The sequence below is a fragment of the Streptococcus sp. CL6.22 genome (assembly GCF_049738055.1).
Taxonomy (GTDB): domain Bacteria; phylum Bacillota; class Bacilli; order Lactobacillales; family Streptococcaceae; genus Streptococcus; species Streptococcus mitis_DJ.
This window is the reverse complement of record NZ_JBKOTV010000003.1, coordinates 49,277-72,570: the sequence shown is the minus strand read 5'-3', so window position 1 is coordinate 72,570 and position 23,294 is coordinate 49,277. Positions and strand designations below refer to the sequence as shown.

Here is a 23,294-nt window from a genome sequence, read left to right as displayed (position 1 = left end):
ATCATCAAAAAACTCTCCAATTGAACTGGAGAGTGGCTGTTTATACTCAATGAAAATCAAAGAGCAAACTAGGAAGCTAGACGCAGGCTGTACTTGAGTACGGCAAGGTGAAGCTGACGTGGTTTGAATTTGATTTTCGAAGAGTATTATTCTGCAGCTTGTTGCCAACGTTTGGCCAGCATATGAGACAGGCTAGAAATTGCTAGGTTAAAGCTGAAGTAGATGAGGGCAATCAGGATGTACAGACTGAAGACCTGCTCTGGTTCGAAATAACGGCCCATGAGAATTTGGCTGGCTCCAAAGAGTTCTTGTAGGGCGATAACAGAGTAGAGGAGGCTGGTATCCTTAATCACGGTAACAAACTGGGAAATGATGGCTGGCAACATTTTGCGAATGGCTTGTGGGAGAATGATGTGGTAGAGGATTTGCGCAGAAGTAAATCCTTGTGACATTCCTGCTTCGTACTGGCCCTTGTCCACGGCATTGAGGCCACCTCGGATAATCTCAGCTAAGGCTGCTGATGTAAAGAGAGTGAAGGCAGTGATTCCTGCTGGTGTGGACTTCATCTTGAAAACCAAAAAGATAGTAAAAATCCAGAGGAGGTTGGGAACATTACGCACAAACTCGATGTAAATGCTGGAGATGATACGTAAGACAGGATTTTTCCCATTTCTCATGACAGCTAGCACCGTACCGATGAGGGTAGAGAGGACGATGGCAATCAGAGAAATGTAGAGGGTCAAGCCAAATCCTTTAAAGATAAAGACTAGGTTATCTGGGGTCAAAACTTCTAAAATGGATTCCATAGTAACCTCCTAAAGTGAATAGGCTTTTTTGTTGGCTTGCTCCATCTTGCGACCAAACTGGGCAACAGGGAAGCATAGAGAAAAGTAGAGAAGGGCAGCGCCTAAAAATGCTGGAATGTAGTTTCCGTTAAGTGCCGACCAAGACTTGGTCACAAACATCAAGTCGACTCCAGAAATGATAGCGACTGTAGAGGTGTTCTTGATGAGGTTGACGATTTGGTTGGTCAAAGGAGGGAGGATGATACGGAAAGCCTGAGGCAAGATAATCAAGCGCATGGCACTGATATAGGTAAAACCTTGCGACAGGGCGGCCTCCATCTGACCGCTAGGAATAGACTGAATGCCTGAGCGAATAACCTCAGCGATATAGGCGCCGTGATAGAGTCCCACGCAGAGAACAGCTGTCCAATAAATCGGAATCATGATGATATGGTCACTGATAAGAGGTAGGCCATAAAAAACGATAACAAACTGCACCAAAAGGGGAGTATTTTGGTAAAATTCGACAAAGATACGAGCTAAAATGCGCAAAATTGGACGTTTGCTGGTTGACATGGCTCCAAAGAAGATGCCTAAAACCATGGCGAGGATAAAGGATCCAATTGCTAGGGCAAGGGTGAAGAGGAAACCATTGAAAAATTGTCCAAAATCCTGAAAATAGGCTGTCCAAGATGATAAATCTGTCATGGGGTATCCTCCTTAATCTGCAGTATGGCTAGATGGTTTGAGCTTGTAACGGTCATAAAGTTTCTGCAAACTACCATCCTTGCTCCATTTAGTAACCAAGTTATCAAGATAATTGTTTAGCTCGGTATTTGATTTCTTGGTAACGATACCGTAGTCAGATGGCTTGAAACTATCATCTAGTAGTACTGTGCGCTTACTGATGTAGCCAGATAGGATAGAGCGGTCAACGGAAAAGGCATCAATTCGATGAGCGTGAAGGGACGTAATCAATTCTGGGTAGGAACCAAGTTCGACGAATTTAAAGGTTAAACCTTTCTTTTTACCCAGTTCAGTAATCAGGCGTTGGGTGATGGAACCTTGGGCAACACCGATAGTTTTGCCGTTTAGGTCCTCAATGCTTTTGATTTTGGCAGACTTATTGACCAAAAAGCCAGAAGCGTCGGTGTAGTAAGGGCTGGTGAAGTTGTAGAGTTTTTTGCGTTCATCTGTGATGGTAAAGGTCGCGATATCCATATCGACCTGTTCATTGTCTAGAAGGGGTCCGCGAGTTTGTGCTGTAACCGGCACATAACGAACCTTGACTTTGAGTTCATCAGCTACCATCTTGGCCAAGTCGGTTTCGATACCAGAATAGGTCCCTGTCTTGGGATCCTTGTAGCCGAAGTTGGGAACGTCTTGTTTCACACCGACAACTAGCTCGCCTCTCTTTTGAATATCTGCGACGCTGGTGTCGGCCTGAACTGGTTTTGCAGTAGCAAGGCTGAAAAGGCTAATCAATATTGCTGATAAAAAGAATTTCTTTTTCATAGGCGCCTCCTTATTTGACTTTGTCACTTTCGTGGTTGATGATTTTGCTGAGGAATTGTTGGGCACGAGGTTCGCTTGGATTGTCGAAAAAGTCATCGACATCTGTCGTATCCACCAAAACTTCTCCGTCAGCCATAAAGATGATGCGGTCCGCAACTTCACGGGCAAAGCCCATTTCATGGGTAACAACAATCATATTCATACCCTCGTGGGCCAACTTTTGCATAACTGCTAGAACATCGCCGATGGTTTCAGGGTCAAGAGCAGATGTTGGCTCATCAAAGAGGAGGAGTTCAGGATGCATGGCAAGACCACGAGCGATGGCAATCCGTTGTTTTTGTCCACCAGAAAGCATGGCTGGATATGAATCTTTCTTGTCCCACATATTTACAAATTCCAGATATTTTTGGGCTGTTTTTTCAGCTTCTTTTTTATCAATTCCTAGAACTTTTATGGGTGCAAGTGTCACGTTTTCTAACACTGTTTTGTGAGGGTAGAGGTTGAAATGCTGGAAAACCATGCCTACCTCCTTACGAAGAGGAACTAAATCTTTCTGACTAGCACCTGCTACTTGGTGTCCATTGACTAGGAGACTTCCCTTGTCGATAGCCTCTAAACCATTAATCGTACGGATAAGAGTGGACTTCCCAGAACCAGAAGGTCCAAGGAGGACAACGACTTGCCCTTTTTCAAAACGGAGATTGATGTCGCGGAGTGCGTGGTAGTCTCCGTAATATTTTTCGACGTGTTCAAATTCTACTAAAGCCATAAGAAATCTCCTTTGTGTTAGATTTTATAACATGATTCTACACCAAAAGATTTTTCTTGTCAAATCATATCAGAAAAAAGTTAGTAAAATTTTTGTAGAAAGCAATCAGGATAGAGAAAACGTCTAAATCGTGTTATAATGAAGCAATAGAATTCTTAGAAAGAGTGGATGTCTTTTTGATAACACCTACTTATGAATGGCAGTTTGCCCCGCAAGTAGAAGATGCGGATTTTACAAAGATAGCCAAGAAGGCTGGACTGGGTCCTGAGGTGGCTCGGTTATTATTTGAAAGAGGGATTCAGGACCAAGAAAGTCTAAAGAAGTTCTTAGAACCTTCTTTGGAAGACTTGCACGATCCCTATCTGCTCCATGATATGGACAAGGCAGTAGAACGGATTCGTCAGGCCATTGAAGAAGGGGAAAATATTCTCATCTATGGAGACTATGATGCGGATGGTATGACTTCGGCTTCTATTGTGAAGGAAAGTTTGGAACAGCTTGGTGCTGAGTGCCGGGTTTATCTGCCCAATCGTTTTACCGACGGTTATGGACCTAATGCCAGTGTTTATAAATATTTTATCGAGCAAGAAGGAATTTCCTTGATTGTGACAGTGGACAATGGGGTTGCGGGTCACGAGGCTATTGAATTGGCCCAGTCTATGGGAGTGGATGTCATTGTGACTGACCATCATTCCATGCCTGAAACCTTACCAGATGCCTATGCCATTGTCCATCCTGAACATCCGGATGCGGACTATCCTTTCAAATATTTGGCTGGTTGTGGAGTGGCTTTCAAGCTGGCTTGTGCCCTGTTAGAAGAAGTACAAGTGGAATTGCTTGATTTGGTCGCTATTGGTACCATTGCAGATATGGTTAGTTTGACGGATGAAAACCGTATCTTGGTTCAATATGGTCTAGAAATGCTGGGGCATACTCAGCGCATTGGTTTACAAGAAATGCTGGACATGGCTGGGATTGCCGCCAACGAAGTAACAGAAGAAACGGTTGGTTTCCAGATTGCCCCTCGTTTGAATGCCTTGGGCCGCTTGGATGATCCCAATCCTGCCATTGATTTGTTGACTGGATTTGACGACGAGGAAGCTCACGAGATTGCCCTCATGATTCACCAGAAAAACGAAGAGCGCAAGGAAATCGTCCAGTCTATCTATGAAGAAGCTAAGACCATGGTGGACCCTGAGAAGAAGGTCCAAGTCTTGGCCAAGGAAGGCTGGAATCCTGGGGTTCTAGGAATCGTGGCTGGTCGTTTGTTGGAAGAACTAGGGCAGACAGTCATCGTTCTCAATATAGAGGACGGTCGTGCAAAGGGTAGTGCTCGTAGTGTGGAAGCGATCGATATTTTTGAGGCGCTGGATCCCCATCGAGACCTCTTTATCGCCTTTGGTGGCCATGCTGGCGCAGCAGGAATGACGCTGGAAGTGGAGAAACTCTCAGATTTATCTCAGGTCTTGGAAGACTATGTCCGTGAAAAAGGCGCAGATGCTGCTGGCAAGAACAAGTTAAATTTAGATGAAGAACTGGATTTGGAGACTTTGAGTCTTGAAACGGTCAAAAGTTTTGAACGTTTGGCACCTTTTGGCATGGACAATCAGAAACCTGTCTTTTATATCAAGGATTTTCAGGTCGAAAGTGCCCGTACCATGGGGGCAGGCAATGCCCATCTCAAGTTGAAAATTTCCAAAGGTGAGGCGAGTTTTGAAGTGGTGGCCTTCGGACAAGGTAGATGGGCGACAGAGTTTTCTCAAACCAAGAATCTAGAGCTGGCAGTCAAATTGTCTGTCAACCAATGGAATGGCCAAACTGCCCTCCAGTTGATGATGGTGGATGCGCGTGTAGAGGGTGTTCAACTTTTTAACATCCGTGGGAAGAATGCAGTCTTGCCAGAAGGAGTTCCAGTCTTGGATTTTGCTGGAGAACTGCCCGATCTAGTAAATAGTGATGCTGTGGTTGTAAAAACCATTCCTGAGGATATTACTCAGCTGAAGACCATTTTTCAGGAACAGAATTTCTCTGCTGTCTATTTCAAAAATGATATTGACAAGGCCTATTATCTGACAGGTTATGGAACTAGAGAGCAGTTTGCCAAATTGTACAAGACCATTTACCAGTTTCCAGAGTTTGATATTCGCTATAAATTGAAGGATTTGGCAGCTTATCTCAATATTCAACAAATCTTGCTGGTCAAGATGATTCAAGTGTTTGAAGAGCTAGGCTTTGTGACGATCAAAGATGGGGTCATGACAGTCAATAAAGAAGCGCCAAAGAGAGAGATAGGAGAAAGTCAGATTTACCAGAATCTCAAACAAACTGTCAAAGACCAAGAAATGATGGCGCTGGGTACAGTGCAAGAAATTTATGACTTTTTGATGGAAAAAGAATAGACGTAGGAAAGAGTTGGGCAACCAGCTCTTTTTTGAAAACAAATCTTCATTTTGAAAATCATTAAAAAAATGGTATAATGGTAGGAAAAGATTCGGCTAAAAGTAATAGTGCTTTTAGAATAAGAGGGTAAGCAACCCTATAATCAAGATAAATTAAGCTTTCGGAGGAAAAATGAGTAATATCAGTTTAACAACACTTGGTGGTGTACGTGAAAATGGGAAAAATATGTATATCGCTGAAATCGATGGGTCTATTTTCGTTTTGGATGCAGGTCTGAAATATCCTGAAAATGAACAACTAGGGGTGGACGTAGTTATTCCAAATATGGACTACCTTTTTGAAAATAGCGATCGTATCGCTGGGGTCTTCTTAACCCACGGCCATGCGGATGCCATTGGTGCTCTGCCTTATCTCTTGGCTGAAGCCAAGGTACCTGTATTTGGCTCTGAGTTGACCATCGAGTTGGCTAAACTCTTTGTCAAAGGGAATGATACGGTTAAGAAATTCAATGATTTCCATGTCATTGATGAGGATTCGGAGATTGATTTTGGAGGGATTGTGGTGTCCTTCTTCCGTACGACCCACTCTATCCCAGAAAGTCTGGGTGTTGTCTTGAAGACAGCTGAAGGTAGCATCGTTTATACAGGGGACTTCAAATTTGACCAGACAGCTAGTGAATCTTATGCGACAGACTTCGCTCGTTTGGCAGAAATCGGTCGTGACGGAGTTTTAGCTCTGCTCAGTGATTCAGCTAATGCGGACAGTAATATCCAAGTGGCTAGCGAAAGTGAAGTTGGGGACGAAATCACTCAAACTATTGCGGATTGGGATGGACGTATCATCGTTGCGGCGGTAGCCAGCAACCTCTCTCGTATCCAGCAGGTATTTGATGCTGCGGATGCAACAGGCCGTCGTGTGGTCTTGACAGGATTCGATATTGAAAATATCGTCCGCACTGCTATTCGTCTTAAGAAATTGTCTCTAGCTAACGAGAGTCTTTTGATTAAGCCCAAAGATATGTCTCGCTTTGAAGACCATGAGTTGATTATCCTTGAGACAGGCCGTATGGGTGAGCCTATCAACGGTCTTCGTAAGATGTCGATTGGTCGCCACCGTTATGTGGAAATCAAGGACGGTGACTTGGTCTATATCGTAACCACTCCGTCTATCGCCAAAGAAGCAGTTATGGCGCGTGTGGAAAACATGATTTACCAAGCTGGCGGTGTTGTCAAACTGATCACCCAAAGTTTGCGCGTGTCAGGTCACGGAAATGCGCGTGATTTGCAGTTGATGATCAATCTTTTGCAACCCAAGTATCTCTTCCCAATTCAAGGTGAGTACCGTGAGTTGGATGCCCATGCCAAGGCTGCTATGGCAGTTGGGATGTTGCCAGAACGCATTTTTATCCCTAAAAAGGGAACCAGCATGGCTTATGAGAATGGAGACTTTGTCCCAGCTGGAGCGGTTTCGGCAGGGGATGTCTTGATTGACGGAAATGCTATTGGTGATGTTGGAAATGTAGTTCTTCGTGACCGTAAGGTCTTGTCAGAAGATGGAATTTTCATCGTCGCAATCACCGTTAACCGTCGTGAGAAGAAAATTGTAGCCAAGGCTCGTGTTCACACGCGTGGATTTGTTTATCTCAAGAAGAGCCGTGATATTCTCCGTGAAAGTTCAGAATTGATTAATCAGACGGTAGAAGACTATCTTCAAGGAGATGACTTTGACTGGGCAGATCTTAAAGGGAAGGTTCGTGATAATCTGACCAAGTATCTCTTTGATCAAACTAAGCGTCGTCCAGCTATTTTACCAGTAGTCATGGAAGCAAAATAAGCGATGAAATAAACGGAGAGAAAGTCGAATTTCGGCTTTTTCTTATAGAAAAATAGAGGAAAAATTATGGCAGTAATGAAAATCGAGTATTACTCACAAGTTTTGGATATGGAGTGGGGAGTGAATGTCCTCTATCCTGATGCTAATCGAGTGGAAGAACCAGATTGTAAAGACATTCCAGTCTTGTACCTCTTGCACGGGATGTCTGGTAATCATAATAGTTGGCTCAAGCGGACCAACGTAGAACGCTTACTCCGAGGAACCAATCTCATCGTTGTTATGCCCAATACCAGCAACGGTTGGTATACCGATACCCAATATGGTTTTGACTATTACACAGCTCTAGCAGAGGAATTGCCACAGGTTCTGAAACGCTTCTTCCCTAATATGACTAGCAAGCGTGAAAAGACCTTTATCGCTGGCCTCTCTATGGGAGGCTATGGCTGTTTCAAATTGGCTCTTGCTACAAATCGTTTTTCTCATGCAGCTAGCTTTTCAGGTGCGCTTAGTTTTCAAGATTTTTCTCCTGAAAGCCAAGATTTGGGAACACCAGCTTACTGGAGAGGTGTTTTTGGGGAGATTAAAGATTGGACAACTAGTCCTTATTCTCTAGAAAGTCTGGCTAAAAAATCGGATAAAAAGACCAAACTTTGGGCTTGGTGTGGCGAGCAGGATTTCTTGTACGAAGCCAATAATCTCGCAGTGAAAAATCTCAATAAACTGGGATTTGATGTGACCTATAGCCATAGTGCTGGAACTCACGAATGGTACTACTGGGAAAAACAATTGGAACGGTTCTTAGCAACCCTACCAATCGATTTCAAATTAGAAGAGAGATTAAGCTAGTTTAGTTTGTATTACTCTTTCAATAACCATGTCTTCTATGGAATAGAAACTAAAATATGTTTTTACTAGACTTTCTAAACAAAAATAGTAGAATAGTAGTTAAATTCTATTATTGTTGGAAAGAGAGTAAGAGATGTATCGTTATCAAATTGGCATTCCCACATTAGAATATGATCAGTTTGTTAAAGAACATGAATTAGTCAATGTATTACAAAGTAGTGCTTGGGAAGAGGTTAAGTCTGATTGGCAACATGAAAAGTTTGGCGCCTACCGAGGAGATAAATTACTGGCTACAGCTAGTATTTTGATTAAAACTCTTCCTCTAGGCTATAGAATGTTTTATATCCCAAGAGGTCCTGTATTAGATTATAAGGATGCTAAACTCCTGAACTTTGTTCTTCAATCCATTAAGTCCTATGCTCGAAGCAAGAGAGCGATTTTTGTGATTTTTGACCCAAGTATTTGCTTATCGCAAAGTTCAATCAAGCATGAAAAAACAGAATATCCTGAAAATATGGCTATTATTGAAAATTTGCAAAGAATGGGAGTAAGGTGGTCAGGAAAGACCGATGGAATGGGGGATACTATTCAGCCTCGTATTCAGGCAAAAATATACAAGGAAAACTTTGCAGAAGATAAACTTTGCAAGTCAACAAAACAAGCCATTCGATCATCTAGAAATAAGGGTGTAGAGATTCAGATTGGTGGTTATGAATTGTTAGAATCTTTCTCGTTTTTGATGAAAAAAACTGAGAAGCGAAAAGATATCCATTTGAGGAATGAAGCCTATTATAAAAAATTGTTAGATAATTTTAAGGACAAGGCCTACATTACGCTGGCTACTCTGGATATCGCTAAGCGTTTACGAGAATTAGAAAAACAGTTAGCGAAAAACTTAGCGTTGGAAGAAGCGTTTACTGAGTCGACTCGAACTTCAAAAGTAGAAGCCCAGAAGAAGGAAAAAGAGCGTTTGGTAGAAGAAAGAGATTTCTTGCAGAGATATCTGAATGAAGAAAAATCAAACATTCCTTTAGCAGCTACTTTGAGTTTGGAATTTGGTAATACCTCTGTTAATCTATATGCTGGTATGGATGATGCTTTTAAACGTTATAATGCACCAATTTTAGCTTGGTATGAAACAGCTCGCTATGCTTTTGAGCGAGGTATGGTGTGGCAAAATTTAGGTGGTGTTGAAAACTCTCTCAATGGTGGACTTTACCATTTTAAGGAAAAATTTAATCCAACGATTGAAGAATACTTGGGTGAGTTTACAATGCCCACCCATCCTCTTTATTCTCTGTTAAGAATCGCTCTTGATTTTCGCAAGGCATTAAGAACAAAACATCATAGAAGGTAAGTACATGGCATTAATTACACTCACAAAAGAAGAATTTCAAGCTTATTCTGATCAGGTCTCTTCTCGTTCTTTTATGCAATCTGTCCAGATGGGGGACTTGTTAGAAAAAAGAGGGGCTCGAATTGTTTATCTTGCATTGAATCAAGAAGGAGAAATTCAAGTTGCAGCTCTGGTTTATAGCTTGCCCATGCTGGGTGGTCTACATATGGAGATCAATTCGGGGCCGATTTATACCCAACAAGATGCTCTCCCAGTTTTTTATGCGGAGTTAAAAGAATATGCCAAGCAAAATGGTGTATTAGAGTTGCTTGTAAAACCTTATGAAACTTATCAAACTTTTGATGGTGAAGGTAATCCAATAGATGCTGAGAAAAAAAGTATTATTCAAGATTTGACTGATTTAGGTTATCAATTTGATGGTTTAAAAACAGGTTACCCAGGTGGAGAACCGGATTGGTTATATTGTAAAGATTTGAATGAGCTAACTGAAAAGACCTTGCTTAACAGTTTTAGTAAAAAGGGGAAAGCTTTGGTGAAAAAGGCTGATACATTTGGTATTCAGTTGAAAAAATTAAATCGTGAAGAACTTTCAATTTTTAAAGATATAACAAAAACAACCTCTGAACGTCGAGAATATAGTGATAAAAGTTTAGAATATTATGAGCATTTTTATGACTCTTTTGGAGAAAAAGCCGAGTTTGTAATTGCTATTCTAAATTTAGGAGAATATATACAAAATTTAATACATAAGCAAAAAGAATTATCTGAAAAAATAGCTACCTCATTACTCTTATTAGAACAATATCCAGATTCTGCACAAAAGAAAAAAGAACACAAAGAGTTGGCTAGGCAGTATGAAAGCTTTGAAGTTCGAAAAGCAGAAGCACGAGAGTTGATTAAAAAATATGGAGAGAAAGATCTTGTCTTAGCAGGTAGTTTATTTATTTATATGCCTCAAGAAACGACCTATCTTTTTAGTGGTTCCTATACTGAGTTTAATAAATTTTATGCACCAGCTTTGCTTCAGAAATATGTTATGTTGGAAAGCATAAAACGTGGGATCCCTAAATACAACTTTCTAGGGATTCAAGGGATTTTTGATGGTAGTGATGGTGTTTTACGTTTTAAACAAAATTTTAATGGTTATATTGTACGTAAAGCAGGAACTTTCCGTTATTATCCATCTCCCATAAAATATAAAGCTATTCAGTTACTCAAAAAAATATTAGGACGCTAAGATAAGAAAATTGGTCTTTAGCTTTCTTTCAGCTTATTTTAGTAAAATAGACTTTATTTGCTAGAAAGGTGGAGGGACATGCGCTGGATTTTTCGTTTGATAGGGGCTTTCTTTTCTTTTGTGTGGCGTTTGTTTTGGCGTCTAGTTTGGATAGCTTTTCTTTTGTGTGCTTTTGCTTTTGGACTTCTCTGGTATCTGAACGGTGATTTTCAAGGAGCGCTAAAGCAAGCAGAGCGGTCAGTAAAAATTGGTCAACAAAGTATCGACCAATGGGAAAAAACAGGACAACTGCCTAAGTTGAACAAGACAGATAGCCACCAACACTCTGAAGGAAGGTGGCCACAGGCTTTAGCTCGTATTTGCCTGGATCCTCAGATGGATTCAGGATTTCAAGAGGCGTATTTAGAAGCAATTCAGAACTGGAATCAAACGGGTGCTTTTAACTTTGAAATTGTCACTGAAGCCAGCAAGGCAGATATCTTGGCTACGGAGATGAACGACGGAAACACTCCTGTGGCAGGAGAGGCGGAAAGTCAGACCAATCTCTTGACAGGGCAATTCTTATCCGTAACGGTGCGGTTGAATCATTATTATCTGTCCAATCCTGACTATGGCTATTCCTATGAGCGCATTGTCCATACGGCAGAACATGAGTTGGGGCATGCGATTGGCTTGGACCATACAGATGAGAAGTCTGTCATGCAACCTGCAGGTTCCTTTTATGGTATCCAGAAAGAGGATGTTGCAAGACTTCGAAAAATATATGAGACCAATGAGTAGGGGACTATCTTTCCCTACTTTTTTGCTATAATGGAACTATGAATAACTTGATTAAATCAAAACTAGAGCTCTTGCCAACCAGTCCTGGTTGCTACATTCACAAGGATAAAAACGGCACCATTATCTATGTAGGAAAGGCTAAAAATCTGCGTAACCGCGTGAGGTCTTATTTCCGTGGAAGTCATGATACCAAAACAGAGGCCTTGGTGTCTGAAATTGTGGATTTTGAATTTATCGTTACGGAGTCTAATATTGAGGCACTTCTCTTAGAAATCAACCTGATTAAGGAAAACAAGCCCAAGTACAATATCATGCTCAAGGATGATAAGTCTTATCCTTTCATCAAAATCACCAATGAACGCTATCCTCGTTTGATTATCACCCGTCAGGTCAAAAAAGACGGAGGTCTCTATTTTGGTCCCTATCCAGATGTGGGAGCAGCCAATGAAATCAAGCGACTGCTGGATCGGATTTTCCCTTTTCGCAAGTGTACCAATCCACCCTCTAAGGTCTGTTTTTACTACCATATCGGTCAATGTATGGCCCACACTATCTGTAAGAAGGATGAGTCCTACTTCAAGTCTATGGCTCAGGAGGTTTCTGATTTCCTAAAAGGGCAGGATGACAAAATCATCGATGATCTCAAGGGTAAGATGGCATCCGCAGCACAAAGTATGGAATTTGAACGGGCAGCGGAATACCGTGACCTGATTCAGGCGATTGGGACTCTTAGGACCAAGCAACGGGTTATGGCCAAGGATCTCCAAAACCGTGACGTCTTTGGCTACTATGTCGACAAGGGCTGGATGTGTGTTCAGGTTTTCTTTGTTCGTCAGGGTAAGCTTATTGAGCGCGATGTCAATCTTTTCCCTTATTATAATGATCCGGATGAGGATTTCTTGACCTATGTGGGACAATTCTATCAAGAAAAATCTCACCTAGTTCCTAATGAGGTGCTGATTCCGCAGGATATTGACGAAGAAGCTGTAAAGGCTTTGGTAGACACCAAGATTCTCAAACCCCAGCGTGGAGAGAAAAAGCAACTGGTCAATCTGGCTATAAAGAATGCCCGAGTCAGCCTAGAGCAGAAATTCAACCTGCTGGAGAAATCTGTCGAAAAGACACAAGGAGCTATTGAAAATCTAGGACGTTTGCTCCAAATTCCGACTCCAGTTCGCATCGAGTCCTTCGATAACTCCAATATCATGGGTACCAGCCCTGTTTCGGCTATGGTAGTCTTTGTCAATGGCAAACCAAGTAAGAAGGATTACCGTAAGTATAAAATCAAAACCGTAGTCGGGCCAGACGACTATGCCAGTATGAGAGAAGTCATTCGCAGGCGCTATGGTCGAGTACAGCGTGACGGTTTGACTCCTCCAGATTTGATTGTGATTGATGGGGGACAAGGTCAAGTCAATATCGCCAAGCAAGTCATCCAAGAGGAACTGGGCTTGGATATTCCCATTGCAGGTCTGCAAAAGAATGATAAGCACCAAACCCATGAATTGCTCTTTGGAGATCCGCTTGAGGTGGTGGAGTTGTCTCGCAATTCTCAGGAATTTTTCCTTTTGCAACGCATTCAAGATGAGGTCCACCGCTTTGCCATTACTTTCCACCGCCAACTGCGCTCCAAAAATTCCTTTTCATCACAACTGGATGGAATTGAAGGGCTAGGACCTAAACGCAAGCAGAATCTCATGAAGCATTTCAAGTCTCTGGCCAAAATCAAGGAAGCCAGTGTGGATGAGATTGTCGAAGTTGGAGTGCCTAGAGCAGTAGCAGAGACTGTGCAAAGAAAATTGAACCCGCAGGAAGAAGTGGAATTAGCTCAAGTGGCGGAAGAAAGAGTAGATTACCAAACGGAAGGAAACCACAATGAAACATAAAATCGCAATTTTATCAGATATTCATGGAAATGCGACGGCTTTAGAAGCAGTGATTGCAGATGCTAAAACTCAAGGAGCCAGTGAATATTGGCTTATGGGAGATATTTTTCTTCCTGGTCCAGGTGCAAATGATTTGGTAGCCCTGCTAAAGGACCTTCCTATCACAGCAAGTGTTCGAGGTAATTGGGATGATTGTGTCCTTGAGGCCTTGGATGGTGAATATGGTTTGGAACATCCACAAGAAATCCAGTCAATGCGAATGACCCAGTTTTTGATGGAGCGAATGGATCCTGCAACGATTGTCTGGTTACGAAGCTTGCCTTTGCTGGAAAAGAAAGAGGTTGATGGGTTGCGCTTTTCTATCTCTCATAATTTACCTGACAAAAATTATGGGGGTGACTTGTTGGTTGGGAATGATACAGAAAAATTTGACCAACTGCTAGATGAGGAAACGGACGTGGCAGTCTATGGTCATGTCCACAAGCAGTTGCTTCGTTACGGCAGTCAAGGGCAACAAATCATCAATCCAGGGTCGATTGGCATGCCCTATTTTAATTGGGAGGCGTTAAAAAATCACCGTGCCCAGTATGCCGTGATAGAAGTTGAAGATGGGGAATTGGTAAATATCCTATTTCGTAAAGTTGCTTATGACTATGAAGCGGAGTTGGAGTTGGCCAAATTCAAGGGGCTTCCTTTTATCGAAATGTATGAAGAGCTACGACGAGAAGACAACTATCAGGGGCACAATCTGGAGCTATTAGCAAGCTTAATAGAAAAGCATGGGTATGTAGAAGATGTGAAGAATTTCTTGGAGGCTATAAAGTCAGAATATAAGATAGACTAGTTTCTTTAAGTAACTGAAAATTAATTGGAACTGGATGAGGGGATTCCTGATTTAAATGATTTTCTTCATTCAGTTGCTTATCCTTGTTCCAGTTTGTCTCTACGAAAAATCTCTGCAACCTCTTTCAAATTATGGTAGAATGGAAGCAGTAGAATTAGAAAAGGAAATAGATTATGAAATTTCTTGAATTAAATAAAAAACGTCATGCGACTAAGCATTTCACTGATAAGCCAGTTGATCCAAAAGATGTGCGTACGGCTATCGAAATTGCAACCTTGGCGCCAAGCGCCCACAACAGCCAGCCTTGGAAATTTGTGGTCGTTCGGGAGAAAAATGCCGAACTAGCAAAATTGGCATACGGTTCAAACTTTGAACAGGTATCATCAGCACCTGTAACCATTGCCTTGTTTACAGATACGGACCTTGCCAAACGTGCCCGTAAAATTGCCCGAGTTGGTGGTGCTAACAATTTCTCAGAAGAACAACTACAATACTTCATGAAAAATTTGCCTGCTGAATTTGCCCGTTACAGTGAGCAACAAGTCAGCGACTACCTAGCCCTCAATGCAGGTTTGGTTGCTATGAACTTGGTTTTGGCTCTTACAGACCAAGGAATCGGATCAAATCTGATTCTTGGTTTTGACAAATCAAAAGTCAACGAAGTTTTGGAAATCGAAGACCGCTTCCGCCCAGAACTCTTGATTACAGTGGGTTACACAGACGAAAAATTAGAACCAAGCTACCGCTTGCCAGTAGATGAAATCATCGAGAAAAGATAGAAAGAAGAAAAAAATGACAACAATTGATTTTACAGCAGAAGTAGAAAAACGTAAAGAAGACCTCTTGGCTGACTTGTTTAGCCTTTTAGAAATCAACTCTGAACGTGATGACAGCAAGGTTGATGCTGAGCATCCATTTGGACCTGGGCCGGTAAAAGCTTTGGAGAAATTCCTTGAAATTGCAGACCGCGATGGCTACCCAACTAAAAATGTTGACAACTACGCAGGACATTTCGAGTTTGGTGATGGAGAAGAAGTTCTCGGAATCTTTGCCCACATGGACGTAGTGCCTGCTGGTAGCGGTTGGGACACAGACCCTTACACACCAACTATCAAAGACGGTCGTCTTTATGCGCGTGGAGCTTCTGACGATAAGGGTCCTACAACAGCTTGTTACTATGGTTTGAAAATCATCAAAGAATTGGGTCTTCCAACTTCTAAGAAAGTTCGTTTCATCGTCGGAACAGACGAAGAATCAGGTTGGGCAGATATGGACTACTACTTCGAGCACGTAGGACTTGCGAAGCCAGACTTCGGTTTCTCTCCAGACGCTGAATTCCCTATCATCAATGGTGAAAAAGGAAATATCACGGAATACCTCCACTTTGCAGGTGAAAATGCAGGTGTTGCCCGTCTTCACAGCTTCACAGGTGGTTTGCGTGAAAACATGGTTCCTGAATCAGCAACAGCAGTTGTTTCAGGTGACTTAGCTGACTTGCAAAGTAAACTAGATACTTTTGTTGCAGAACACAAACTCAGAGGAGAAATTCAAGAAGAAGCTGGCCAATACAAGGTGACGATCATTGGTAAATCAGCCCACGGTGCTATGCCTGCTTCAGGTGTCAATGGTGCAACTTACCTAGCTCTCTTCCTCAGTCAGTTTGACTTTGCAGGACCAGCTAAAGACTACCTTGACATCGCTGGTAAAATTCTCTTGAACGACCATGAGGGTGAAAATCTCAAGATTGCCCATGTGGATGAAAAGATGGGTGCCCTTTCTATGAATGCGGGTGTCTTCCGCTTCGATGAAGCAAGTGCTGATAATACCATTGCCCTTAATATCCGCTATCCAAAAGGAACAAGCCCAGAGCAAATCAAGTCAATCCTTGAAAACTTGTCAGTTGCTTCTGTTAGCCTTTCTGAGCACGGGCATACCCCTCACTATGTGCCAATGGAAGATCCACTTGTGCAAACCTTGTTGAATGTCTATGAAAAACAAACTGGCCTTAAAGGTCACGAGCAAGTTATCGGTGGTGGAACCTTTGGTCGTTTGCTCGAACGCGGAGTTGCCTACGGTGCCATGTTCCCAGACTCAATTGACACCATGCACCAAGCCAATGAATTTATCGCCTTGGACGATCTCTTCCGAGCTGCAGCAATCTATGCCGAAGCTATTTATGAATTGATCAAATAAAACGATAGAAGTCTGAGATTGTATGCTTAGACTTCTTTTTGGAGGGAAAGTAGATGTCTCAAATCGAAAGAATCAAGCAAGCCATTATGGCGGATCCGCAGAATGCTACCTATACAAAGCGTGGCATCGAGCCTCTCTTTGCAGCGCCAAAGACTGCTCGCATCAATATCATCGGTCAAGCGCCTGGTCTTAAAACCCAAGAAGCAGGCCTTTACTGGAAAGATAAGAGTGGTGACCGCTTGCGCGACTGGCTAGGTGTGGATGAAGATACCTTTTACAATTCAGGATATTTTGCTGTTCTGCCTATGGATTTCTACTTTCCAGGGCATGGCAAGTCAGGTGATTTACCACCGAGAACTGGCTTTGCTGAAAAATGGCATCCACAGCTCTTGCAAGAATTACCAGATATCCAATTGACCCTCTTGATTGGCCAATATGCCCAAGCCTACTATTTACAGGAGAAAGTCAGTGGCAAGGTGACAGAACGGGTAAAACATTACCAGAACTACTTGCCAACCTATTTTCCACTAGTTCACCCCTCGCCGCGAAATCAAATCTGGATGGCCAAAAATCCTTGGTTTGAGTCAGAAGTGGTGCCGGATTTGAAAAAAAGAATTAAAACCATTTTATAGTCAATGAAAATCAAAGAGCAAACTAGGAAGCTAGCCGCAGGCTGTACTTGAGTACGGTAAGGCTACGCTGACGTGGTTTGAATTTGATTTTCGAAGAGTATTAGGAGAAAAAGAATGAAAGAAATAACCTTTGACGCATTTTACCAGCTTTACCAAAATGACCAACTTTCTCTAGTGGACGTGAGAGAAGTGGATGAGTTTGAAACTCTTCATTTAGAAGGTGCTCAGAATCTTCCTCTGAGTCAATTAGCCGATATCTATGATCAGTTGGACAAGGACCAGTTACATTATGTTATTTGTAAATCTGGAATGAGATCGGCGCGTGCTTGCCAATTCCTATCAGAACAAGGTTATGAGGTTATCAATGTACAAGGTGGCATGATGGCCTTTGAAGAACTTTAATACTCAATGAAAATCAAAGAGCAAACTAGGAAGCTAGCCGTAGACTGTACTTGAGTACGGCAAGGTGAAGTTGACGTGGTTTGAAGAGATTTTCGAAGAGTATAAACATTAGAATTTTCTCCTACTTGGCGTGAACTGGGTAGGAGAATTTTATTTTTAGACAATTCTCATTTTTAAGAATCTTGAAAACATTCAATATTTACTTCGTGAAGCTTTTTTCATACTCCTATTCATGATATACTAGGTCAGTATTTTATAAATATGAAGGAGATTTTCATGGCTAAAAAAGGTGCCCTAACAGGTTTACTCCTGTTTGGAATATTTTTTGGTGCGGGGAACTTGATTTTTCCGCCTTCTCTAGGTGCTCTATCTGGAGAACATTTTCTTCCTGCCATCGCAGGTTTTGTCTTTTCAGGTGTCGGTATCGCCGTCTTGACTCTTATTATTGGAACGCTAAATCCTAAAGGATATATCTACGAGATTTCTACAAAGATAGCGCCTTGGTTTGCGACTCTTTACCTCTCAGTTCTTTACTTGTCAATCGGTCCATTCTTTGCTATCCCACGTACAGCTACAACAGCTTACGAAGTAGGGATTAGTCCCCTTTTATCGGATGCAAATAAAGGACTTGGCTTGATTGTCTTTACGGTTCTTTACTTTGCAGCAGCGTATCTAATCTCGCTCAATCCATCAAAAATCTTAGACCGTATCGGCCGTATTTTAACGCCAGTCTTTGCGATTTTGATTGTTATCTTAGTTGTTTTAGGAGCTTTAAAATACGGTGGAACAAGTCCTCAAGCTGCTTCAGCTGCTTATCAAGCTTCTGCTTTTGGTACAGGATTCTTAGAAGGTTATAATACTTTGGACGCCCTTGCCTCAGTTGCCTTCAGTGTAATCGCAGTTCAAACCTTGAAACAACTTGGATTTTCAAGTAAGAAAGAATACATTTCCACTATTTGGGTTGTTGGTATCGTTGTTGCCCTTGCCTTCAGCGCTCTTTACATCGGTTTAGGTTTCCTTGGAAATCATTTCCCAGTACCAGCTGAAGCGATGAAGGGTGGAACACCAGGTGTCTACATCTTGTCACAAGCCACTCAAGAAATCTTTGGCTCAACAGCTCAACTCTTCCTTGCAGCTATGGTTACCGTAACCTGCTTCACAACAACAGTTGGTTTGATTGTGTCAACAGCTGAGTTCTTTAATGAGCGCTTCCCGCAAATCAGCTACAAGGTTTATGCGACAGCCTTTACCTTTATTGGATTTGCCATTGCTAATTTGGGTCTTGATGCGATTATCAAGTACTCAATTCCAGTATTGGTTATCTTGTACCCAATCACGATTGCTATCGTTATGATTGTCATTGTCAACAAATTTGTGGCTCTTTCAAAACCAGGTATGCAGTTGACAATTGCTGTTGTTACAGCTATTGCCATTGCAAGCGTACTAGGAAGCTCGTTTAAAGTTGAGTTTCTTGCAAATCTTGTCAATGCTCTTCCTTTTGCTAAGGCATCACTCCCATGGTTGGTACCAGCCATTGTCGGAATCTTGCTCTCATTGGTTCTACCAAACAAGCAAGAAAGCGATGTTTTTGAAATGGAATAATCACTAAAATCACTTTTGTAGTCAAGTCTACAGGAGTGATTTTCTTTTTTTATCCGATGATAAATGTGTTATAATAGGTAGCAAAAGAGGTGAAGAAATGAATCAAACAGTAGAATATATCAAAGAACTGACAGCCATTGCGTCGCCAACGGGCTTCACTCGGGAGATTTCGGACTATTTAGTCAAGACTATAGAAGGTTTTGGTTACCAGCCGGTTCGCACAGCTAAGGGCGGTGTCAATGTGACCATCAAAGGTCAAAATGATGAGGAGCATCGCTATGTGACTGCCCATGTGGATACGTTGGGTGCTATTGTCCGTGCTGTCAAACCAGACAGCCGTCTCAAGCTGGATCGTATCGGTGGTTTTCCTTGGAACATGATTGAAGGTGAAAACTGTACCGTTCATGTGGCTAGCACAGGTCAAAAGGTATCAGGAACCATCCTCATCCACCAAACTTCTTGCCATGTCTACAAGGATGCAGGAACGGCAGAACGCACGCAGGACAATATGGAAGTGCGTTTGGACGCCAAAGTAACCAATGAAAAAGAAACTCGTACCTTGGGGATTGAGGTCGGTGATTTTATCAGTTTTGACCCACGAACTGTCGTGACAGAGACAGGTTTTATCAAGTCTCGCCACTTGGATGACAAGGTCAGTGCAGCAATTTTGCTTAACCTGCTTCGTATTTATAAGGAAGAGAAGATTGAATTGCCAGTAACAACCCATTTCGCTTTTTCAGTCTTTGAAGAAGTGGGACACGGTGCTAACTCTAGTATTCCTGCTCAGGTAGTCGAATATCTGGCTGTGGATATGGGAGCTATGGGAGATGACCAGCAAACAGACGAATATACAGTGTCTATCTGTGTCAAGGATGCTTCAGGCCCTTATCACTATGACTTCCGTCAACATTTGGTTGCTTTGGCGAAAGATCAAGATATTCCATTTAAGCTGGATATCTATCCGTTTTATGGTTCGGACGCTTCAGCGGCTATGTCTGCAGGTGCAGAAGTCAAACACGCCCTTCTCGGTGCTGGTATTGAGTCTAGTCACTCATATGAACGCACTCATATTGATTCGGTGGTCGCAACGGAACGTATGGTTGATGCTTATCTTAAGAGCGCATTGGTAGATTGATATGTGTTTGATTTGCCAGAGAATTGAGCTCATCAAGAAGGGAGAAAATCCCTATTTTGTCAAAGAGTTGGAAACAGGCTATCTTGTGATTGGAGACCACCAGTATTTTGCAGGCTATAGTCTCTTTCTAGCCAAGGAACATGTCACCGAATTGCACCATTTGAAAAAGGAGACAAGACTCCGTTTTCTAGAAGAAATGAGTGTGGTCCAAGAGGCAGTTGCCAAGGCCTTTGCTGCTGAGAAAATGAATATCGAACTGCTAGGAAATGGCGATGCCCATCTTCATTGGCATCTGTTTCCTAGACGAAGAGGTGACATGAATGGTCACGGTCTCAATGGACGTGGTCCAGTCTGGTGGGTTCCTTTTGAAGAAATGACAGCAGAAACCTGCCAAGCAAAAACTGATGAGATTGAAAGATTAGTTAAACGTTTATCAATAGAAGTAGATAAACTATTAGAAATAAAGGAGTAGAAATGAAAAAAAGATACCTTATCTTGACAGCTTTGCTAGCCTTGAGTCTAGCAGCTTGTTCACAAGAAAAAGCAAAAAATGAAGATGGCGCAGCTAAGACAGAACAAACTGCTAAAGCTGATGGAACAGTCGGCAGTAAGTCTAAAGGAGCTGCCCCCAAAAAAGCAGAAGTGGTTAACAAAGGAGACTACTACAGCATCCAAGGGAAATACGATGAAATCATCGTAGCCAATAAACACTACCCATTGTCAAAAGACTACAATCCAGGGGAAAATCCAACAGCCAAGGCTGAGTTGGTCAAACTCATTAAAGCTATGCAAGAGGCAGGATTCCCGATTAGTGATCATTACAGTGGTTTTAGAAGTTATGAAACTCAGACCAAGCTCTATCAAGATTATGTCAACCAAGATGGGAAGGCAGCAGCTGACCGTTATTCTGCTCGACCTGGCTATAGCGAACACCAGACAGGTTTAGCCTTTGATGTGATTGGGACAAATGGTGATTTGGTAACAGAAGAAAAAGCGGCCCAATGGCTCTTGGACCATGCTGCTGATTATGGCTTTGTTGTCCGTTATCTCAAAGGTAAAGAAAAAGAAACAGGATATATGGCTGAGGAATGGCACCTTCGATATGTCGGAAAAGAAGCAAAAGAAATTGCTGAGAGTGGTCTCAGTTTGGAAGAATACTACGGCTTTGAAGGCGGAGATTACGTCGATTAAAAAATAAACTTTTCTCTTGCAATTCTAGATAAATAGTGTATAATAGATGAGTATGTGTAAAGCATGCTTGTGGGAGGTAAAAATCTTTAATTACCGCCAAAACCACAAAGGAGGATTTAAAAATGGCTAAAAAAGTCGAAAAACTTGTAAAATTGCAAATCCCTGCTGGTAAAGCTACACCAGCTCCACCGGTTGGACCTGCTCTTGGTCAAGCTGGTATCAACATCATGGGATTCACAAAAGAGTTCAACGCTCGTACAGCTGACCAAGCTGGTATGATCATTCCAGTTGTTATCTCAGTTTACGAAGATAAATCATTTACTTTCATCACTAAAACACCACCAGCTGCTGTTCTTTTGAAAAAAGCTGCAGGTGTTGAAAAAGGATCAGGTACACCTAACAAAACTAAAGTTGCTACAGTTACTCGTGCACAAGTACAAGAAATTGCAGAAACTAAGATGCCAGATTTGAACGCAGCAAACATTGAGTCTGCAATGCGTATGATCGAAGGTACTGCTCGTTCTATGGGATTCACTGTTGTTGACTAATCAATAACACCCCCAATATAACCCGCAAGACTTCATCATTTCGAGAAGTGACGTGGGAGATGAAAATCGATTGAACCACTTACAAGGAGAATAGAAAATGGCTAAAAAAAGCAAACAACTTCGTGCTGCTCTTGAGAAAATCGACAGCACAAAAGCATACAGCGTAGAAGAAGCTGTAGCACTTGCAAAAGAAACTAACTTTGCAAAATTTGACGCAACTGTAGAAGTTGCTTACAACTTGAACATCGATGTTAAAAAAGCTGACCAACAAATCCGTGGAGCAATGGTATTGCCAAACGGTACTGGTAAAACTTCACGCGTTCTTGTTTTCGCACGTGGTGCAAAAGCTGAAGAAGCAAAAGCTGCTGGTGCAGACTTTGTTGGTGAAGACGACCTTGTTGCTAAAATCAACGACGGTTGGTTGGACTTCGACGTAGTTATCGCTACACCTGACATGATGGCTCTTGTTGGACGTCTTGGACGTGTCCTTGGACCACGTAACTTGATGCCAAACCCTAAAACTGGTACTGTAACAATGGATGTTGCTAAAGCAGTTGAAGAGTCTAAAGGTGGTAAAATCACTTACCGTGCTGACCGTGCAGGTAACGTTCAAGCAATCATCGGTAAAGTATCATTTGAAGCTGAAAAATTGGTTGAAAACTTCAAAGCTTTCAACGAAACAATCCAAAAAGCAAAACCAGCTACAGCTAAAGGAACTTACGTAACAAACTTGACTATCACAACTACTCAAGGTGTAGGTATCAAAGTTGACGTAAACTCACTTTAATCAGTAGTTTATATCAGAGAACGAGTACGAAAGTGCTCGTTTTTTTTTGCTCTTACCCAACTTTAAATGAGAATTTTTAACAGCTAAATCAGAAATTCTAAATGTATTTAGCTGAGATTAGCATTCAAATATACTTTTAAATGTTAAAATACATATGTTAAAAGATTCATGAAAAAAATCAAACGGATTTAATTAATAAATATACAAAAAATAAAATATATAGAAATAAAATTTAATTCAAAATAATATACATTTATACAGAGAAAGCAGATTCGAAAATGTGTTGAAATGTCAAAAAATAGTGGAAAAAGCTAAAAAATGTAGATTATTTTATATAATTCAGACAATTTTTACTATTTTTTAGAGAATGACATAGATAAAAATTGAAATTTTCATGTTATTTTTCAAGCAAATGAATTGAATATATCTAGCTAATGTGATAGAATGAATATACATGTTTCGGAAAAATATAGTACTTGAGCAATTCCTTCATTGATGAATGATATGAAGAGGTTTTAATTTTTACTATATCTATAAACATGATGAAAATAA

General features: G+C 41.6%; 22 protein-coding genes. 18 read left to right on the top strand and 4 right to left on the bottom strand.

The window, feature by feature from the left end; genetic code table 11:
• Nucleotides 1–146: 146 nt before the first annotated feature.
• From ACLNCW_RS02145 to ACLNCW_RS02130, 4 genes are read right to left on the bottom strand one after another with little or no spacing between them, the layout of a single operon-like run.
• Entirely contained in the window at nucleotides 147–806 is a 660-nt protein-coding gene (locus ACLNCW_RS02145; protein ID WP_000443889.1) for an amino acid ABC transporter permease, read from the bottom strand.
• 9 nt (nucleotides 807–815) lie between these two features.
• Entirely contained in the window at nucleotides 816–1,493 is a 678-nt protein-coding gene (locus tag ACLNCW_RS02140; protein WP_000131137.1) for an amino acid ABC transporter permease, read from the bottom strand.
• A 12-nt stretch (nucleotides 1,494–1,505) separates the two neighbouring features.
• Complete coding sequence (locus tag ACLNCW_RS02135) at nucleotides 1,506–2,300, bottom strand: transporter substrate-binding domain-containing protein (RefSeq protein WP_424845291.1); 795 nt, start codon at nucleotides 2,298–2,300, stop codon at nucleotides 1,506–1,508.
• A gap of 10 nt (nucleotides 2,301–2,310) precedes the next feature.
• A complete protein-coding gene (locus ACLNCW_RS02130; protein WP_203212857.1) occupies nucleotides 2,311–3,069 on the bottom strand; it encodes an amino acid ABC transporter ATP-binding protein in 759 nt (252 codons plus the stop codon).
• A gap of 176 nt (nucleotides 3,070–3,245) precedes the next feature.
• On the opposite strand from ACLNCW_RS02130, the gene recJ reads away from it, so the two are divergent.
• The 18 genes from recJ (at nucleotide 3,246) to rplA (ending at nucleotide 22,742) form a co-directional block, all read left to right on the top strand.
• Nucleotides 3,246–5,468 carry a single-stranded-DNA-specific exonuclease RecJ gene (gene recJ, locus ACLNCW_RS02125; protein ID WP_424845290.1) on the top strand — a complete coding sequence of 741 codons (2,223 nt, stop codon included), beginning with the start codon at nucleotides 3,246–3,248 and terminating at the stop codon, nucleotides 5,466–5,468.
• A 172-nt stretch (nucleotides 5,469–5,640) separates the two neighbouring features.
• Nucleotides 5,641–7,302 carry a ribonuclease J gene (locus tag ACLNCW_RS02120; RefSeq protein WP_424845289.1) on the top strand — a complete coding sequence of 554 codons (1,662 nt, stop codon included), beginning with the start codon at nucleotides 5,641–5,643 and terminating at the stop codon, nucleotides 7,300–7,302.
• A gap of 66 nt (nucleotides 7,303–7,368) precedes the next feature.
• Entirely contained in the window at nucleotides 7,369–8,148 is a 780-nt protein-coding gene (locus ACLNCW_RS02115; RefSeq protein WP_000290006.1) for an alpha/beta hydrolase, read from the top strand.
• Nucleotides 8,149–8,281: 133 nt separating this feature from the next.
• Entirely contained in the window at nucleotides 8,282–9,505 is a 1,224-nt protein-coding gene (locus ACLNCW_RS02110) for an aminoacyltransferase (protein ID WP_424845288.1), read from the top strand.
• Between the two features lie 4 nt (nucleotides 9,506–9,509).
• Nucleotides 9,510–10,742 (top strand): aminoacyltransferase, encoded by a 1,233-nt coding sequence (locus tag ACLNCW_RS02105; RefSeq protein WP_261014355.1) that lies wholly within the window; start codon nucleotides 9,510–9,512, stop codon nucleotides 10,740–10,742.
• Nucleotides 10,743–10,820: 78 nt separating this feature from the next.
• Nucleotides 10,821–11,522, top strand: coding sequence for a M57 family metalloprotease (locus tag ACLNCW_RS02100; protein WP_084928867.1), 702 nt, complete (start codon nucleotides 10,821–10,823; stop codon nucleotides 11,520–11,522).
• A gap of 38 nt (nucleotides 11,523–11,560) precedes the next feature.
• Nucleotides 11,561–13,408: an excinuclease ABC subunit UvrC gene (gene uvrC, locus ACLNCW_RS02095; protein WP_045612129.1), complete on the top strand. Its 1,848-nt coding sequence runs from the start codon at nucleotides 11,561–11,563 to the stop codon at nucleotides 13,406–13,408.
• Nucleotides 13,398–14,252, top strand: coding sequence for a metallophosphoesterase family protein (locus ACLNCW_RS02090; protein WP_045612127.1), 855 nt, complete (start codon nucleotides 13,398–13,400; stop codon nucleotides 14,250–14,252). Before uvrC ends, ACLNCW_RS02090 begins: the two co-directional genes overlap by 11 nt.
• Before the next feature lie 173 nt (nucleotides 14,253–14,425).
• On the top strand, nucleotides 14,426–15,031 hold the full coding sequence (locus tag ACLNCW_RS02085) for a nitroreductase family protein (RefSeq protein WP_045612125.1): 606 nt from the start codon (nucleotides 14,426–14,428) through the stop codon (nucleotides 15,029–15,031).
• Nucleotides 15,032–15,044: 13 nt separating this feature from the next.
• Nucleotides 15,045–16,445, top strand: coding sequence for a dipeptidase PepV (gene pepV, locus ACLNCW_RS02080; protein WP_045612124.1), 1,401 nt, complete (start codon nucleotides 15,045–15,047; stop codon nucleotides 16,443–16,445).
• Between the two features lie 53 nt (nucleotides 16,446–16,498).
• Nucleotides 16,499–17,077: a uracil-DNA glycosylase family protein gene (locus ACLNCW_RS02075; protein WP_049546969.1), complete on the top strand. Its 579-nt coding sequence runs from the start codon at nucleotides 16,499–16,501 to the stop codon at nucleotides 17,075–17,077.
• Between the two features lie 114 nt (nucleotides 17,078–17,191).
• On the top strand, nucleotides 17,192–17,479 hold the full coding sequence (locus tag ACLNCW_RS02070; protein ID WP_070529013.1) for a rhodanese-like domain-containing protein: 288 nt from the start codon (nucleotides 17,192–17,194) through the stop codon (nucleotides 17,477–17,479).
• A gap of 276 nt (nucleotides 17,480–17,755) precedes the next feature.
• Nucleotides 17,756–19,081, top strand: coding sequence for a branched-chain amino acid transport system II carrier protein (brnQ, locus tag ACLNCW_RS02065; protein ID WP_049547254.1), 1,326 nt, complete (start codon nucleotides 17,756–17,758; stop codon nucleotides 19,079–19,081).
• A gap of 97 nt (nucleotides 19,082–19,178) precedes the next feature.
• Nucleotides 19,179–20,216 carry a M42 family metallopeptidase gene (locus ACLNCW_RS02060; RefSeq protein WP_424845287.1) on the top strand — a complete coding sequence of 346 codons (1,038 nt, stop codon included), beginning with the start codon at nucleotides 19,179–19,181 and terminating at the stop codon, nucleotides 20,214–20,216.
• Between the two features lies 1 nt (nucleotide 20,217).
• Nucleotides 20,218–20,688, top strand: a complete 471-nt coding sequence (locus ACLNCW_RS02055) for an HIT family protein (RefSeq protein WP_424845286.1) — start codon at nucleotides 20,218–20,220, stop codon at nucleotides 20,686–20,688.
• A 2-nt stretch (nucleotides 20,689–20,690) separates the two neighbouring features.
• Nucleotides 20,691–21,407 (top strand): LD-carboxypeptidase LdcB/DacB, encoded by a 717-nt coding sequence (ldcB, locus tag ACLNCW_RS02050; RefSeq protein ID WP_424845285.1) that lies wholly within the window; start codon nucleotides 20,691–20,693, stop codon nucleotides 21,405–21,407.
• A 122-nt stretch (nucleotides 21,408–21,529) separates the two neighbouring features.
• On the top strand, nucleotides 21,530–21,955 hold the full coding sequence (rplK, locus tag ACLNCW_RS02045; protein WP_001085806.1) for a 50S ribosomal protein L11: 426 nt from the start codon (nucleotides 21,530–21,532) through the stop codon (nucleotides 21,953–21,955).
• 97 nt (nucleotides 21,956–22,052) lie between these two features.
• Entirely contained in the window at nucleotides 22,053–22,742 is a 690-nt protein-coding gene (gene rplA, locus ACLNCW_RS02040; RefSeq protein ID WP_001085675.1) for a 50S ribosomal protein L1, read from the top strand.
• Nucleotides 22,743–23,294 lie beyond the last annotated feature (552 nt).